The 13,902-nt window shown below is 61.0% G+C and carries 13 protein-coding genes; 12 read left to right on the forward strand and 1 reads right to left on the reverse strand.

Annotated features, from left to right (window positions below):
* Positions 1-99: 99 nt before the first annotated feature.
* Positions 100-876, reverse strand: coding sequence for an SAM hydrolase/SAM-dependent halogenase family protein (locus tag O9Z63_RS03180; RefSeq protein ID WP_270127846.1), 777 nt, complete (start codon positions 874-876; stop codon positions 100-102).
* A 133-nt stretch (positions 877-1,009) separates the two neighbouring features.
* Between O9Z63_RS03180 and O9Z63_RS03185 the strand changes: the two genes are divergently transcribed.
* From O9Z63_RS03185 to O9Z63_RS03240, 12 genes are all read left to right on the forward strand, one after another.
* On the forward strand, positions 1,010-2,125 hold the full coding sequence (locus O9Z63_RS03185) for a PhoH family protein (protein WP_270127847.1): 1,116 nt from the start codon (positions 1,010-1,012) through the stop codon (positions 2,123-2,125).
* Between the two features lie 189 nt (positions 2,126-2,314).
* Positions 2,315-2,761, forward strand: coding sequence for a GNAT family N-acetyltransferase (locus tag O9Z63_RS03190; RefSeq protein WP_270127848.1), 447 nt, complete (start codon positions 2,315-2,317; stop codon positions 2,759-2,761).
* A gap of 128 nt (positions 2,762-2,889) precedes the next feature.
* Positions 2,890-5,148 (forward strand): ComEC/Rec2 family competence protein, encoded by a 2,259-nt coding sequence (locus O9Z63_RS03195; protein ID WP_270127849.1) that lies wholly within the window; start codon positions 2,890-2,892, stop codon positions 5,146-5,148.
* Positions 5,149-5,319: 171 nt separating this feature from the next.
* On the forward strand, positions 5,320-6,132 hold the full coding sequence (locus tag O9Z63_RS03200; RefSeq protein ID WP_270127850.1) for an enoyl-CoA hydratase/isomerase family protein: 813 nt from the start codon (positions 5,320-5,322) through the stop codon (positions 6,130-6,132).
* A gap of 133 nt (positions 6,133-6,265) precedes the next feature.
* Positions 6,266-6,787, forward strand: coding sequence for a sterol desaturase family protein (locus O9Z63_RS03205; protein ID WP_270127851.1), 522 nt, complete (start codon positions 6,266-6,268; stop codon positions 6,785-6,787).
* A 2-nt stretch (positions 6,788-6,789) separates the two neighbouring features.
* Positions 6,790-7,695 (forward strand): MerR family transcriptional regulator, encoded by a 906-nt coding sequence (locus tag O9Z63_RS03210; RefSeq protein ID WP_270127852.1) that lies wholly within the window; start codon positions 6,790-6,792, stop codon positions 7,693-7,695.
* 301 nt (positions 7,696-7,996) lie between these two features.
* Entirely contained in the window at positions 7,997-8,512 is a 516-nt protein-coding gene (locus tag O9Z63_RS03215; protein ID WP_044013390.1) for a sigma-70 family RNA polymerase sigma factor, read from the forward strand.
* A gap of 275 nt (positions 8,513-8,787) precedes the next feature.
* Positions 8,788-10,260 carry a phytoene desaturase family protein gene (locus tag O9Z63_RS03220; protein ID WP_270127853.1) on the forward strand — a complete coding sequence of 491 codons (1,473 nt, stop codon included), beginning with the start codon at positions 8,788-8,790 and terminating at the stop codon, positions 10,258-10,260.
* 115 nt (positions 10,261-10,375) lie between these two features.
* Positions 10,376-11,218: a phytoene/squalene synthase family protein gene (locus tag O9Z63_RS03225; RefSeq protein ID WP_270127854.1), complete on the forward strand. Its 843-nt coding sequence runs from the start codon at positions 10,376-10,378 to the stop codon at positions 11,216-11,218.
* Between the two features lie 72 nt (positions 11,219-11,290).
* The gene (locus tag O9Z63_RS03230) at positions 11,291-11,767 is read left to right on the forward strand and encodes a hypothetical protein (protein ID WP_270127855.1); all 477 of its coding nucleotides are present in this window, start codon (positions 11,291-11,293) and stop codon (positions 11,765-11,767) included.
* 275 nt (positions 11,768-12,042) lie between these two features.
* On the forward strand, positions 12,043-12,891 hold the full coding sequence (locus tag O9Z63_RS03235) for a 4-hydroxy-3-methylbut-2-enyl diphosphate reductase (protein ID WP_270127856.1): 849 nt from the start codon (positions 12,043-12,045) through the stop codon (positions 12,889-12,891).
* 78 nt (positions 12,892-12,969) lie between these two features.
* Positions 12,970-13,728, forward strand: a complete 759-nt coding sequence (locus O9Z63_RS03240) for a fatty acid desaturase (RefSeq protein ID WP_270127858.1) — start codon at positions 12,970-12,972, stop codon at positions 13,726-13,728.
* Positions 13,729-13,902: the final 174 nt, after the last annotated feature.

A 13,902-nucleotide genomic window follows, 5' to 3' on the forward strand; every position in this document is an offset into this window, starting at 1 on the left:
CGAAAGGGGAAGTAATTATCTATTTATTACTTAACATAATAAATAGATGGATTAAGAAACGTGTTTTCAAGGCTCCTGGCCGTTATGCAGGCAGTCGGGCTAGCTGTCCAGCGCGAACCGAACGTCGACCTGCGAGTCGAAGTGCAGGCCCAGCAGCTCCGACGCGTTGCCCTGGTTGATGCCGATGCACAGCTGGTCTTGGCTGTTGAAGATGCAGACGGCTTCGCCCGGGTCGGCATCCTGAAAATGCCGCGCAATGCTGCGCACGGTTTCGCGGGCGAAGTGGATGGCGCAGGGCCGGTCGCGGCCGATGACTTCCACCGCCGACCGGGTGATGTTGGTGATGAGGTTGCCGTAGTGATCCACATGCACCACGTGGCCCGTGATGCGGTGGTCCTGCAGCCGCACTTGGCGGTTGAGCAAGGAGTAGAGGTCGGTGGTGAGCGGGCCCAAACCCTGCAGCGCCCCGCCCTGGGCCAGGTGCACGGCGGCCGGAGCCAGCAGGTCGCGGGTGGGGGAGGCGGTGGGGGCTGCTGCCGGGGCCAGCGAGACCAGCTCGTCGGGCTGGCCGTCGCAGAGCAGCGCGAGCAGGCCGTTGTCGGCCGCCACGAAGTAGTGGCCTTGGAAGCGGGCCGCGTGCCAGGCCGCCCGGGGCGCGCCCAGGTCGTTTACGCCCACCAGGTGCACCGTGCCGGCCGGGAAATCACGAAACACGGCTTGGAGAACGTGTTGGGCGTGCGCGATGTTGAAGGGTTCGATGGCGTGCGTGATGTCGAGCACCGGCACGGTGGGTGCCAGCTGCAGAATCCGCGCTTTCACTGCCGCTACGTAATGGTCGCGGTAGCCAAAGTCAGACAGAAACGTAATCAACCCCATTGCCGTAAATCCTGCGTTCTTCGTACTATTGCTTAGGTGCCTCAAGGGCGGCAAAAGTAGGCTATTTAGCTGAACTGCCCCCTTTCCAGCGGGTACCTTTTTCCTAACTCCCTAGCTACAAAACCCCCACAGATTGGTCGAGAAAGTCATCACGCTCGAAAACGTGTCCCTGATTGATTTCCTGGGACCCGACAACCAGAATATCCGCCAGCTTGCGGCGGCCTTTCCGGGCAGCAAAATCATTTCACGCGGCAACGAGATTAAGATTCAGGGCCAGACACTGGTAATCAGCCGCATCAACGACATTCTGTCGGCCCTGATTGAGCACTACCATCAATACGGCCAGATCAGCGAGAAAACGGTTTCCCAATACCTGTCGTCGGCTGACGAAGATCAGCAGGACCGCATTTTGGCGGCTTCGCCCGACGTTATCCTGTTCGGCGATAAGGGCGGCGTCATCAAGGCCAAAACTGCCAACCAGCAGCGCCTCGTTGACGCCGTGCTGAAGCATGACCTGGTGTTTGCGCTGGGGCCGGCCGGTACCGGCAAAACCTATATTTCGGTGGCGCTGGCCGTGCGGGCGCTCAAAAACAAGGAGGTGAAGCGCATCATCATCTCGAGGCCCGTGGTGGAGGCCGGCGAAAGCCTCGGTTTCCTGCCCGGCGACATGAAGGAGAAGGTCGACCCCTACCTGCGCCCCATCTACGACGCGCTGGAAGACATGCTGCCGGCCGAGAAGCTGAAGCTGTACCTGGAAAACAAGACCATCGAAATTGCCCCGCTGGCCTACATGCGCGGCCGGACGCTCAACAACGCGTTTGTGCTGCTCGACGAAGCCCAGAACACCACGCCTTCGCAGTTGAAGATGTTTCTGACGCGGATGGGCCCTTCGGCCAAGGTGATGGTGAACGGCGACCGGAGCCAGATCGACCTGCCCACCAAGGTGAAGTCGGGCCTGATGCAGGCGCTGGATATTCTGCGCGACGTGCCGGGCATCGGCTTCGTGGAGATGAGCGCCGAGGACGTGGTGCGCCACCGCCTGGTGAAGCAGATTGTGCTGGCCTACGACAAGTTCGACGTGGACACCCAGCAGGAGCAAGCCAACCAGGCCAACCGCCCCATCCGGCAGGCGCAGCCCTACCGCCGCCCTGGCGGGCCTAGCTCCACCTCCTCCGACCCCAGCCGCCACCCCGACGCCCGCCGCGAGGACGACGGCATGGCAGCCCTGCCCGTCAACCACGAGCAATAGCGGCCGGCCTCGGCAGATTATCAGGATTGATTCTGCCGGTTTGTGTTGGTTCCTTATAGAAACGGCAGCCCTTGTGGGCTGCCGTTTTTGTTTGGGCGTTAAGCCGGCAATGGGCTGTGTTGGCTACTTTCGCCGCTACCTCATTTCCTCAGAGCAGAAAAGCTTCTTTTTTCACCAGACCGCAAGAACATGGAAACTGCACGTGTACACCGAGTTACTTCTGCCCCCGACCTGGCGGCGGCGCTGGCAGTCCGGCACACGGTATTTGTGCTGGGCCAGAACGTGCCGGCCACGCTGGAGCAGGACGCCCACGACCACACCGACGCCACCCACTACCTGGCCGTAGCGGCCGACGGCACGCCCTGCGGCGCCGCCCGCTGGCGCCCCACCGACAACGGCGTGAAGCTGGAGCGCTTCGCTGTGCTTGCCGACTACCGCAACCAGCAGGCCGGCGCTGCGCTGCTACGGCAGGTGCTGCTGGACGTAGACGCCGCCCACCCCACCGCCACCGTGTATTTGAACGCCCAGCTGCCGGCCGTGCGCTTCTACGAGCGGCACGGCTTCCGGGCGGAGGGGCCGCAGTTTGAGGAAGGCGGCCTGCAGCACTACAAGATGGTCTGGGAGCGCCCGGCCTAGACTAGTAGAGGCGGAACAGGCGCTGAAAACGGGCTGCATTGCGCCTGAAAGGGTGAGGGTGGACCTATGGCTTAGTAGCTGGTTTTCTGATATATTGGCTATTGAATACCACTATATTATGTGCTGCTATGTTTCACTGGGCTTCCTATGCGTTTGTGCGCCTGACGTTGGCGCTCATGGCTGGTATCCTCACATACTTATATGTCGGTGAACAGCTGCCCACGCTGGTATGGCCGCTGGCGGCGCTGGTGGGGCTGTTCCTGATCATCCAGGCGCGCGTGTGGCGCCACCCCGACCCCGCCGTGGCAGACAAGGCCGGCCTGCTGGCTTTGGCGGCGGTGTACGTAGCCGGGGCTGCCTTCATGCAGCAGGCCACCGAGTCGCGCCGGCCTGACCACCTGTACCGCTTCGGGGCGGATATCGAGTTTTATCGGGCCGTGGTGGACGACTACACGGTGGTGCGGCCGGCCACGTACGCTACTACTGTGCGGGTGTCGGCGGTGCGGGTAGGAGGGAAGTGGCAGCCGGCGGTAGGCGGCATCCGGGTTTCCGTTCCCCGCGATTCGGGCGTGGCCGCGCCGCAATACGGCGACGTGTGGCTGGTGCGCGGCGCGCCCGCACCCAGCAAAGCTCCGCTCAACCCCGGCGAGTTCGACTACCGCCGCTACCTACAGTACCACCAGGTTTATCACCAGCAGTTCATCCACCCCGACCAATACCAGCGCATCGGCATCGCGCCGCCCAGCGTGCTGAAGGCCGCCGCCATGCGGGCCGCCCGCGTGCTCGATGGCGTGTTTCGGCAATACGTGCACGCCAAACGAGAGTATGCGCTGGCGTCGGCGCTGGTGCTGGGCATCAAGGACGACGTGGACCAGCAAACCCGGCAGGCCTACGCCAACACCGGCACCACCCATATTATGGCCGTGTCGGGGCTGCAGGTGGGGCTGCTGTTCGGGGCCGTGTCGTGGTTGCTGGGGTGGCTGCCGGGCCGGCGCGGGCCGTTGTTTCGGCTTCTCACGGCCCTGCTTGGACTGGCCGTCATCTGGAGCTACGCCTTCCTGACGGGGCTGTCGGCGTCGGTGCTGCGGGCCGCGGTGATGTTCACGTTCATCATTGTGGCGCGGGCCTCACAGCGGCAGGCCAACATGTTCAACACGCTGGCCGTGGCGGCTTTCTGCCTGCTCTGCTACGACCCCTATCTGCTCTGTGACGTCGGGTTTCAGCTGTCCTTTCTGGCCGTTATCAGCATCGTGTACCTGCAGCCCCGCATTGCCGGCTGGTTTGATGTGAAGAACTATTTCCTGGAAAAGCAGCGGCCCTGGCAGCCAAATCTGGTGCAAATGCTCTGGAAAGGAAGCAGCAATTTCCTTGATGGGGTCTGGCAGGCCACAGCGCTGTCTTTGGCGGCGCAGGTGGCCACGTTTCCGCTGGGGCTATTCTATTTCCACCAGTTTCCGCTCAGCTTTCTGCTCTCCAACCTAGTGGCCGTGCCTATTTCCAGCATAGCCGTGTACGTGGGGCTGGGGCTGCTGGCCCTCAAGGGCGTGGTGGCGGGCTTGGCGCTGCTGCTGCCCGACTTGGCTGCTCTGCTGAATTACGGGCCCATTGCGGTGGCCTGGGTGTTTGAAAAGCTGATCTGGCTGTTCAACGAGTACATCTTCTGGATTGGGCGAACCATGCCGGGTGCCCTTATTTCCGAAATTCACGTTACGGCGCCGCAGGCCTGGCTGGTGTTCGGCATCATCCTGGCGCTGCTGGCCTTTTTCCAGCTGAAGAAGCTGGCGTGGCTGGGGCTGGCCTGCCTGCTGACGGGCATCTTTGCCGGCAGCCGCGTGTGGGCCGCCCACCGTCTCGCCCCCGACGAGCGCCTGATCGTCTACAGCATTCCGCGGCGGTCAGTGCTGGGCTTCTGGCAGGGCGCGGCCGCCCACATCGTCAGCGTCGACTCGCTGCCGCTCACCGAAACCGAGCGCACCTACCGCATCGTGCCGGGTATTATCCAGCGCGAAGCCCGCTCTGTGCGCTACCACACCCGCTGGCGCGAGTCGCCGGTGCCGGCCACGCCCGATATAGCTGCCCGGCCCGGGCTGGTGCTGGCCGTGTGGCGCGGCGTGCGGGTGGCGCTCGTGAGCGGGCCGCTAGCCGGCGCCCACCAGCCGGTGGCGGCGCACGTGGTGGTGCTACGCCGCAATGCCCGGGTGTGGCCCGAGGACCTAGCGGCCGTTTTCGGCCGGGGCGCCATAATCGTGTTCGATTCTTCCTGCAAATCCTGGTACGTGGAATCTATGCGGGAAAAGCTGCAACCTACTGGTTGGCAGCTACATGATGTGGCTATGCAGGGCGCATTTGTCTGGCAGGTGGGGGCCACTGACGCGCTAAACCGCTAGCTCGACGAAACTTGCTTGCCCCATAGCCCGCTATATAGTTTACTTACCGCATCAATTTTGTTAGGTTTGGCTGGTTCCGATCTGACGATGCCGATTTGGTGGTGCCCGGCCGCTCTGCTGCGCAGAGCCAGTCCCGTGCTGCTGCTCACCGTTGCAACCCCCTGATATCCTATGGACAACATGGCCACGCAAGAGTTGGAGGCCCTGCGCTTCATCCGCTATGAGGCGGCTGATGCCATTGGCTACATCACCCTCAACCGCCCCGATAAACGCAATGCCCTCAGCGCCGACATGGTGACGGAGCTGAAGCTGGCTTTCGAGTTTGCCGAAGAAGACGACGCCTGCAAAGTGGTAGTGCTGCGCGCCGAAGGCCCGGCCTTCTGCGCCGGCGCCGACCTGGCCTACATCCAGGAACTGCAGGGCTTCGGCTACACCGATAACTTGGCCGACTCTACGCACCTGATGCAGCTGTTTCACCAGGTTTACACCCTCAAAAAAGTGGTGATTGCGCAGGTACAGGGCCACGCGCTGGCTGGCGGCTGCGGCCTCGTCACGGTCTGCGACTTTGCGTTCAGCGTGCCCGAGGCCCGTTTCGGCTACACCGAGGTGAAAATCGGGTTTCTGCCGGCCATCGTGAGCGTGTTTTTGCTGCGCAAAGTAGGAGAGGCCCGCACCAAGCAGCTGCTGCTCACCGGCGACGTGCTGCCCGCTTCCCGGGCCCTGGAACTGGGGTTGCTCACCAGCGTGGTGGAACCGGCCGAGCTGGCCGCCCACGTCTACGCCTTCGCCCGCCGTTTGTGCGTCGAGAACTCCACCCAGAGCATGGAAATCACCAAAGAGATGCTGGCCCGCCTGCCCGAAATGCCGCTGGAGGACAGCCTGCGCTATGCCGCCCAGCTCAACGCCGAGGCCCGCGGCTCGGTTGACTGCCGCCGGGGCATCGCGGCTTTCCTGGCCAAGGAAAAGATTAGCTGGGACAATTAATTTTCTCCCGCTCAGCAAAAGAACGTCATGCCCCGCCGCACTTCCTGCCGGGCATGACGTTCTTTTTTTGCAATATTACCGTGCCTGATACAGGCTTCTCAAACCTTCTCCGCTAAACAGTGGTTTTCCCCGCATGACGACGCTGGCAGCCTTCGCCATTTCGGCAACTACTTTTCTGGGCATGGAATTCGTTGCCTGGTTTATGCACCGTTTCGTGCTGCACGGGCCGTTGTGGTTTCTGCACCGCTCGCACCACGTGCGGCACCCGCACCGCTTCGAGCGCAACGACTTTTTCTTTCTGTTCTACGGCTCGCTGTCGGCGCTGCTGATCATCTACGGGGCGCCCGACAAGGACTGGCGCTTCTGGGTGGGCGTGGGCATTGCCGCCTACGGCACGCTCTACTTCTTCGTGCACGATGTGCTGATCCACGGCCGCATGCGCTTCTGGCGCAAGTCGCGCAACACCTATCTGCGGGCCCTGAATATGGCTCACAAGATGCACCATAAGGCCATCACCCGCGACGGATCCGAGGAATTTGGGCTGCTGTGGGTATCGCCGAAATACTTTGAGCTGGCCTTGCGCCGGCCCGCGCCCACCCGCACCCTGCGGACCCGGGCCGCATCCACCCCACAAGAAAAAGAAGGAGGCCGTTAGCAGTGGGACATTTTTCCATCAGTGATCTGGAGCAGCTCTCCGGGATTAAGGCACACACCATCCGCATCTGGGAGCAGCGCTACGGCATTCTGCGGCCCGTGCGCACCGCCACCAACATCCGCACCTACTGCGACGACGACCTGCGCCGCCTGTTGAACGTGGCCACGCTGTGCGGCCGCGGTTACCGCATTTCCAAAGTAGCCCAGCTCAGCGAGCAGGAGATGGAGAAGGCTGTTATGGCCTGCAACGACGACTCCAACAACTACTGCCAGCAGGTACATGCCCTGATGGCCGCCATGCTGGCCATGGACGAGGTGCAACTCAACTATCTGCTTAACAGCTCCATCCGGCGGATGGGCTTCGAGCAGGCGGTGCTGAACGTGGTGTATCCGTTTCTGCAGCGTATTGGGGTGATGTGGCAGGCCGGTAGCGTGAACCCGGCCCATGAGCACCTGGTTACGCACTTGCTGCGTCAGAAACTGATGGCCGCCACCGACGCACTGCCGGCCGTAAACGCGGCCAGCGTGCGCCGTTGGGTGTTGTTTCTGCCCGAAGGCGAAATGCACGAGCTGGCGCTGCTGTTCATGAACTTCGCCCTGCGCGCCCGGGGCCACCATGTGCTATATCTGGGCCAGAACCTGCCCATCGACGGCCTGCTAGAAGTATGCCAGGCCTACCAGCCGCATTCGGTCTGCACGGTGCTCACGGCCGTGCCCGACCGCGACCAGCTGCAGGGGTTTGTGGACGAGCTGCGCCACGTGTGCGGCAGCGCCACGGTACTGCTCTACGGGCCCGTAGCCCAGACTGAGCCGCTGCAGCTGCCGCCACATATGATCCGGCTGCAGCTCATGACCGACTTTCTGGCCTTCGCCGACCAGATGCAGGAAGCCATGGCCGAGCCGGCGTAACAAAAAAATAACCTGCGCGCCGTTAAACAGAATAATCGGTGTACGTACATCTAAATGCCTGTTTTAGGGGCATTTGGCTGGTAAAACCGGGCTGAAACTGATCGGCAAAACGAAGCCTGAAGCACAACAGTGCCGAATCTTGTTCAGATAAATACAGCCTGATAATCAGTATGTTCGTAAGGGATGGTTGGCGTCGCAAGGACGCGGCAGGAGGATAAAAAAAATAGTTGTGCGTCATGCATCCGAGTTCCGGATTAGCGCGTATATTTGTTTAACTTTTTGCCACGAAAAGCTAAACAGCATGACCTCACTGGAATTCACCAACCAAGTACAGAAGATTTCCTATTCGCTGAAGCCCGTGGCGATGAACCTGACCCGCGACGCCGATGATGCCAAAGACCTGGTGCAGGAAACTTTGCTCAAAGCGCTGCTCAACAAGGACAAGTTCAAGGCTGGCACCAACCTCAAGGCATGGTTGTACACCATCATGCGCAACACGTTTATCAACAACTACAATAAGATAACGAAGCGCAACAGCAACATTGATTCCACCGAGTACTTCCAGTACTTCAACACCGACGAAAACTACATCACCCACAACGGAGCAACCTCCGACTTCGTAGTAACCGATATCAACCAGGCCATTGCCGGGCTGTCGGCCGACTACCGGACGCCGTTCATGATGTACTACATCGGCTACAAGTACCTGGAAATTGCGGAAAAGCTGCAAATCCCGATTGGAACCGTCAAAAACCGCATTCACATTGCCCGCAAGGAGCTCAAGGATGCGTTGAAGGTATACGCCCCCGGCGTGTAGGGAATAGGGAGAGAGTATACCCCGCCCCGGGCGTATCACGGGCCGCGAATGACGCCACTGGGCGCTGTTCGCGGCCCGTTTGTTTGGGGGCCGGGCCTTCCGTGCGAACATAATTTGGGGGATTTTGGGGTCAGCCGGCAAACCTATGCCCGGGCTGGCGGTATGCATCAGGACGGTAGGTTTGCGGCCGGGTAGGCTGGAGTCCCAACCCAAATAGTCACCTTTGCGCATCCGCTACCGCGAAATCCTGTTTCATTTGCCCCAATCTCCGCTTTGTGAGTAAACACGTTCTGGTTATCGGCTCCGGCTTTGCGGGCCTCTCGGCGGCTACTTCGCTGGCGCAACGCGGCTACCGCGTCACTATTCTGGAAAAGAACGAAGGCCCCGGCGGCCGGGCCCGTGTGTTCCGCACCCAGGGCTTCACCTTCGATATGGGCCCGAGCTGGTACTGGATGCCCGATATCTTCGAGCAGTACTTCGCCCGCTTCGGCAAAAAAGTAAGCGACTACTACAACCTGGTGCGGCTGGACCCCTCGTATCAGGTGATTTTCAAAGGCCCCGAGGCCGTGGACATTCCGGCGGCCATGAGCGAGCTGCGGCAGCTGTTTGAGCGCTACGAGCCCGGCAGCGCCGCCCGCCTCGACGAGTTTCTGCGGCAGGCGGCCTACAAGTACAAGGTGGGCATCGGCAAGTTCGTGCACATGCCGGGCCGCTCTCTGCTGGAGTTTGCTGATCCGCGCCTGCTGGTGGACGCTGTACGGCTGGATCTGCTGCAGAGCATGCACAAGCACGTGCGCAAGTTCTTCAAGGACCCGCGCCTGCTGGAGCTGGTGGAGTTCCCTATTCTGTTTCTGGGCGCCACCTCCGAAAACACGCCGGCCCTCTACTCGCTCATGAACTACGCCGACCTGGCGCTGGGCACCTGGTATCCGATGGGGGGCATGCACAAGATTGTGGAGGGTATGGTAGCGCTGGCTCAGGAGCAGGGCGTGACGCTGCACTACAACCAGGAAGTGCAGCAGATAGTGGTGGAAAACGGCCGCGCCACCGGCGTGCAGACCGCCAGCGGCTTCCATGCCGCCGATGTGGTGGTGGCTGGCGCCGACTACCACCACGCCGAGCAGCACCTGCTGGCTCCCGAGTGGCGCCACTACGACGAGGCCTACTGGGACAAGCGCACCATGGCGCCGTCGTCGTTGCTGTTCTACCTGGGCGTGAACCGGCGCATCGAGAAGCTGCGCCATCACAACCTGTTCTTCGACGAAGACTTCAGCCTCCACGCCGAGGAAATCTACGAAAACCCCAAGTGGCCCAGCCGGCCGCTGTTCTACGCCTCCGCGCCCAGCCTCACCGACCCCAGCGTGGCGCCCGAAGGCTGCGAAAACCTGTTCCTGCTGATTCCGGTAGCGCCCGACCTACCCGACCCTGAGGCCACGCGCGAGCATTACTACCACCTCATCATGGACCGGTTGGAGCGCCACTGCGGCCACAGCATCCGCGACGCGGTAGTGTACAAGCGCAGCTTCGCCCACCAGGATTTCCAGCAGGACTACCACAGCTACAAGGGTAACGCCTACGGTTTGGCCAACACCCTGCGCCAGACGGCCATCCTCAAACCCTCGCTGAAGAGCAATAAGGTAGGTAACCTGTATTTTACGGGCCAGCTGACCGTGCCCGGCCCCGGCGTGCCGCCCTCGCTCATCTCGGGGCAGGTAGTGGCCGGCGAAGTGGAGAAGGAGAACAAGTAATTAATAATTAAGAATTAAGAATTGGTAACACACAGAATGAACTCCCTTCGGCCTCAAATCCGGCTGTACGAGCCAATTCTTCATTACTAATTCTTAATTATTAATTCAAAAAATAATGGACCACATTGCCCTTTTCACGGAAACCAGCCGGGCGTGCAGCAAGCTGATTACGCAGCGCTATAGCACGTCCTTCACGCTGGGCATTCGCACGCTTGATGCGCGGTTTCACCTGCCCGTGTACGCCGTGTATGGCTTCGTGCGCTGGGCCGACGAAATCGTGGACACGTTTCACGCCCACGACAAGGCGGCGCTGTTCGCCGATTTCAAGCGCCAGACCTACGAGGCCCTTGAAATCGGGCTGAGTCTGAACCCCGTGCTGCACGCCTTCCAGGACGTGGTGCGGGCCTACGGCATCGACCGGGAGTTTATCGACGCGTTTCTGTACAGCATGGAAATGGACCTCGACGACCGGGCCTACAACCAGTCGCTGTACCAGAAATACATCTACGGCTCGGCCGAGGTGGTAGGGCTGATGTGTCTGCGCATCTTCTGCCAGGGCAATGAAGCCCAGTTTCAGCAGCTGCGCGAGCCGGCCCGGCGCCTGGGCTCGGCGTTCCAGAAGGTGAATTTCCTGCGTGACATCCGCTCCGATTATGAGGAGCGGGGCCGCGTGTATTTCCCCGGCGTGCAGTACGAGCGGTTCACCGACGAGGTGAAGCGCGAAATCGAAGCCGACATCCGGGCCGACTTCGACGCGGCGTATGCGGGCATCGTGCAGCTGCCCCGCTCGGCGCGGCTGGGCGTATACTTGGCCTATGTGTACTATCTGAAGCTGTTCCATAAAATCCGGCAGCTGCCTGCGGCACGAATTTTGGGTGAGCGGGTGCGCGTGCCCGACAACACCAAGCTGCTTTTGCTGATGGGTTCGTACTTTCGCTACCGCCTCCGGGCCATCTAGTCACGAACCTGCCGCCGCGTGAAGCTTCTGCTGCCCTTTCTTCTTACTCTCCTTCTGACTGTTACTTCTTTCGTGTCCGACGCTACTCCATATTCCCTGCCCAATCTGCGCCGCCAATACCAGGAAGCCGCCACCAGCAAAGATGCCGGCGAGAAATTCCACAAGCTGATGAGCGCCTACACCCAGCGCGACGCCGTGGTGCTGGCCTACAAGGCGGCCGCTGAAGCCATCCGGGCCCGCGACGCCTCGATGTTCAACAAGCTGACCTACGTGCAGAACGCCACCAAGCAGTTTGATGAGGCCGTGAAGCTGGACGCCGACAACGCCGAGGTGCGGTTTCTGCGCCTGAGCGTGGAAAGCAACCTGCCCTCGTTTCTGGGCTTGAGCACCCACGTCGACGAAGACCGCCAGTTTCTGGTGCAAACCCTTCTCCAGCACCCCAAGTCTGGCCTCGATACTGAATCGTTTGGGCTGGTGCGCGACTTTTTGGTGGAGCGCGGCCATGTGTCGGGCCCCGATGCTGAGAAGCTCGGCCGGATCAGCTCTTAGTAAATGCTTGACTGACTGTGGAAAGCGAAGTGCCTTGGTGGCGCTTCGCTTTTTTTGTGGCCTGCTCTGCCGCCCGAAAAGTGCCGTGCTATGGGCGCCGCTCAGTTGGGCGTGAGTGCCGGCAGGGGCCATGGCGCGCCAAAGATGTGCGCAGCTTCTGAAACAAGAGAGGGGAGAAGCCGGTACGCTACTGTCGTGTTGAATTTCGTAACTTTTGCAGCCTCCGTTAGCAATCCAATAACCTTATGCCTGCTTCGGCGGTTACTTCGTCAGCTATGCCGCACCACCTGAGCGTCCGTATCGACCCCAATTCCGGCTTTTGCTTCGGCGTGATCTATGCCATTCAAATGGCGGAAGACTTGCTCGATGAGCAGGGGTATTTGTATTGCCTCGGCGATATTGTGCACAACGATGAAGAAGTGCAGCGCCTGGAAAAGCGCGGCCTGCGCATCATCGACTACGAGCAGTTTGAGGCCCTGCGCGACGAGGCCGTGCTGATTCGGGCCCATGGCGAGCCGCCTAGCACCTATCAGATGGCCCTGCACAACAATCTCACCCTCATCGACGCCTCGTGCCCGGTGGTGCTGAAGCTGCAGAACCGCATCAAAACGTCCTACGACAAGAAGGACCAGATCTTTATCTACGGCAAGCACGGCCACGCCGAGGTGCGCGGGCTGCTGGGCCAGACCAGCGGCAACGCCGTGGTGTTTGAGAGCCTCGACGAGCTGCTGAGCCACGAGCTGCCCGCCAACATCACGCTCTACAGCCAGACCACCAAAAGCACCGACTCCTTCTACCGCATCAAGGGCGAACTGGAAGGCCGCGGCTACCAGGTGAATGCCAACGACACCATCTGCCGGCAGGTGAGCAACCGCGACAAGGACCTGCGCCGGTTCGCGGCCCAGTTCGACCAGATTGTGTTCGTGTCGGGCACCAAAAGCTCCAACGGCAAGGTGCTCTACCACGTCTGCAAGGAAACCAACGAGCACACGCACTTCATCTCCAGCACCGATGAGCTGCGGGCCGATTGGTTCCGGCCGGGGCAGTCGGTGGGTATCTGCGGGGCCACCAGCACCCCCATGTGGCTGATGGAGCAGGTTCGCGACGCCCTGCTGGCGCTCTGACAGCCGGCCGGTAGTTCGCTAGTCGGTGAATTTTTTATGTCTGCCGGGCTGTTTGCCAGATCAGGTAGCTTTGCTCATATGCCCGCCAGTATCTCCCCGCCACTTATTGCCACTCCTGCTTCAGCCACTCCCCGGCGCGTGAAACCCGCTCCATTGGGCAGCAAGGGTGTTTGGGTGGCGCTGGGCATCCTGCTGTGCTGGGGCAGCCTGCTGACGTTTCTGCTGGCATTTTACCGCCCCAACTGGGCTACGCCGTGGCCGTATCTGCTGGCGCTGCTGCAGATGCATCTGTACACGGGCCTGTTCATCACGGCGCACGATGCTATGCACGGCGTGGTAAGCGCCAACAAGCGCCTCAACAACGCGCTGGGTACCCTGGCTGCCGGCCTGTTTGCCTACAACTGGTTTCCGCGGATGCTGCCTAAGCACCACGAACACCACCGCCACGTAGCCACCCCCGACGACCCCGACTACCACGACGGGCAGCACCCCGGCTTCCTGCCCTGGTTTGCGCGCTTCGCCTGGAACTACGTAACCGTATGGCAGGTGCTGCTGATGGCCGCCACCTACAACGTGCTGAAGCTGTTCTTCCCGCAGGCCAATGTTATTGCCTTCTGGATGATACCGGCTGTGCTGGCTACGTTGCAGCTGTTCTTTTTCGGCACCTACCTGCCGCACCGGGGCGAGCACGCCCCCGACAACGTGCATAAGTCGCGCAGCCAGTTTCGCCATCACCTGTGGGCATTCGTGAGCTGCTATTTTTTCGGGTATCACTACGAGCACCACGACCAGCCCTATCTGCCGTGGTGGCGGCTCTGGCGCACCAAGCACGCGTAAGGCCAAACCTCGCCCGCACTTGTGCAACGTTCCCGCGTTGCCTGCGTTTTTAACGAAAAGATAACGCAAGCTGCAGAGCAGCAGGCTAAAAGCGCGCTGCCAACAAAGAAGAAGGGTTTACAAAAGGCACTAGGGGGAGGTGGCTGCTGTTATACAGCGAAAATAGGGCAGGCC

Source organism: Hymenobacter yonginensis (assembly GCF_027625995.1).
Lineage (GTDB): Bacteria > Bacteroidota > Bacteroidia > Cytophagales > Hymenobacteraceae > Hymenobacter > Hymenobacter yonginensis.